The sequence below is a fragment of the Micromonospora sp. NPDC002411 genome (genome assembly GCF_053592955.1).
Window position 1 is genome coordinate 1 of sequence record NZ_JBSFBM010000559.1, and the last position, 2,534, is coordinate 2,534.

Sequence of the window (2,534 nt, forward strand, 5' to 3'; positions counted from 1 at the left end):
CTGCTACTACAAGTTGTCAGTGCCCCAGCGTGAGGCACCCGAGGGTCAGCAGTGGTACGTGCAGACCTGCAACGGCGGCCCGGGACGCGCCGACAGTGCTGATCCGCACCCCGTACGGGCGGGGCGGACCACTGCGGCTGCTCGGCCGGCTGCTCGCCGCCCGGGGCCGGCACGCGGTCATCCAGGCCTGCCGGGGCACCGACGGCTCCGGCGGCACGTTCGCCCCGCTCGTCCACGAGCGCGACGACGGAGTGGACACCCTGGACTGGCTGCGCCGCCAACCCTGGTGGGCCGGCCAGCTCGGCATGTTCGGGGTCAGCTACCAGGGCTTCGCGCAGTGGGCGCTCGCCGCCGACGCCGACGAGGACCTGCGCGCGATGGTCGCGGTGGTGACCGCGTCGGCCACCCGGGACTCGACGTACGCAGGAGAGTCCTTCGCCCTGGACACGGTGCTGACCTGGGCCGAGTTGCTGCACGCGCAGACCGTGCCCTGGCTGGCCCGGCAGTGGGAGCTCAAGCGTGGGCAACCCCGGCTCGTCGCCGCGTTGCGACACCTGCCGTTGGCCGACGCCGACCAGGTGGCCACCGGTGTGACCATCCCCTTCTTTCAGGAGTGGCTGCGCCACCACGATCCGGCCGCCGTCTACTGGCGGACCCGGGTCTTCGCCGACCGGGTGGCCCGGGTGCGGGCGCCGGTGGCCATGGTCAGCGGCTGGCACGACATCTTCCTGCCCGCCCAGCTCGACGACTTCGCCACGCTGCGCGCCACCGGAGCGCAGCCGCGCCTGGTGATCGGCCCGTGGACGCACGGCAGTCCCGGCCTGTTCGTGGCCGCCCTGCGCGAGGGGCTGGCCTGGCTCGACGAGCACCTCACGGCCGCCCCGCCGGCAGAGCGACGCCCGGACCGCCACGCGTCCGCTGCGGTACGGCTGTACGTGGCCGGTCCCGGCGGCGGCTGGCGGGACCTACCGGACTGGCCGCCCCCGGCGGTGGAGACCGCGTGGCACCTGCATCCGGGTGGTGAGCTGGCGGTGCGCCCGCCGGTCGCGTCGACGCCGGACGAGTTCCGGTACGACCCGGCCGATCCGACACCGTCGGTGGGTGGCCCGCTGCTCGTCGCTCAGCGGGCAGGCCCGGTGGACAACCGGCAGGTCGAGGCCCGCCCGGACGTGCTGACCTACACCAGCGCCCCGCTGACCGGGCCGGTCGAGGTGATCGGCCCGGTACGCGCCGAGATCCACGTGCGCGCCGAGCTGCCGCACCTGGACGTCTTCGTTCGACTGTGCGACGTGGACCGTCGAGGTCGTTCGTGGAACGTGTGCGACGGTCTGGTGCGGGTCACGCCGGAGCGTTCTCCGGCCGACCCCGACGGTGTGCTGCGGGTGCCGGTGTCGCTCTGGCCGACCGCGTACCGGTTCGCCGCCGGACACCGACTGCGGGTGCAGGTCTCCGGCGGCGCCCACCCGCGCTGGGCGCGTAACCCCGGCACCGGTGAACCTCTCGGTACGGCGGTTACGCTGCGTGCCGGCTGGCGGCAGGTTCTGCACGACCCAGAGCACCCCTCGGCACTGCTGTTGCCGATCGTCCACTCTGCCCCGGCGCAACCTCCAATCTGAACAGAGCCCGTCTGAGCTGGGCATTCACGGCAAATGCGGGCTATGGTTGAGTCAACGCCCGGCGCCGTGCACCAGCAGACCGGGCTCGCCCGAAGCCCAGCACCGCGTACGCGGTGTGATGTCGTGCCCGGTCCCCGCCCCAGTTGAGAGGGGGACCCCATGACCCGGGCCCCGGCTAATCTGTTGGCCGTTCGAAGTCTGCTCCTCACGCACCTCGACAATGCCCCCGGCCCGGACGACCTGGATCCGGCGGAGGTCGGCATCGTCGGCGACCCGTCCCACCGGGGTGGCTACCACTGCGGCTCGGACCGGGTCGTCCCCAACGACTACTCGGTGGTCGAGTCACCCCGGGACCGGGCCGGCCTGACTCTCGACGCGTCGGCGCTCGACGTCGGCCAGTTCGACGTCCGCTCCGGGGGCCGTTCGAACACCCTGCCCAGCTTCTCGGTCTGGTGCGTGGCGCAGTGCGCCGCGAACGCGGCCGACACCCGGGACATCCGCGAAATCATCTACAGCCCCGACGGCTCCACCGTGAAGCGGTGGGACCGCCTCGGCAAGCGCACCACCGGCGACAGCTCGCACCGCTGGCACACCCACTTCAGTTTCTTTCGTGACGCGATCAAGGCGGGTCGCGACCAGCGGCCATTGTTCCGCCGCTACCTCAGCTCCATCGGACTACTGGAGGACGACGACATGACCCCTCAAGAGCACAACTGGCTGGCCACCGTCCACAAGAACCTCACCGTGCTGGACGGCCGCAACCCGATCGGACAGATCTACACCCGGATCGCGGAGGGTCGGGACGAGACCGGTATCGCGGTGACCGGCAACTGGAACCTGCGGGCGATGACGGCGCAGCTCACCGACCTGCAGAACAAGCTGAACGCACTGGCCGCGAAGGACTTCACCGACGAGGCG

Annotated in this window: 1 protein-coding gene and 1 pseudogene; both read left to right on the forward strand. The window is 71.7% G+C overall.

Annotated elements, in window-relative coordinates; all coding sequences use genetic code 11:
- Window positions 1-68 precede the first annotated feature (68 nt).
- A pseudogene (locus tag ACWCO3_RS33820) lies at window positions 69-1,616 on the forward strand (CocE/NonD family hydrolase); the annotation flags it as partial.
- A 159-nt stretch (window positions 1,617-1,775) separates the two neighbouring features.
- Window positions 1,776-2,534 (forward strand): hypothetical protein (locus ACWCO3_RS33825; RefSeq protein WP_450014019.1); only part of this gene is annotated, 759 nt, incomplete at its 3' end.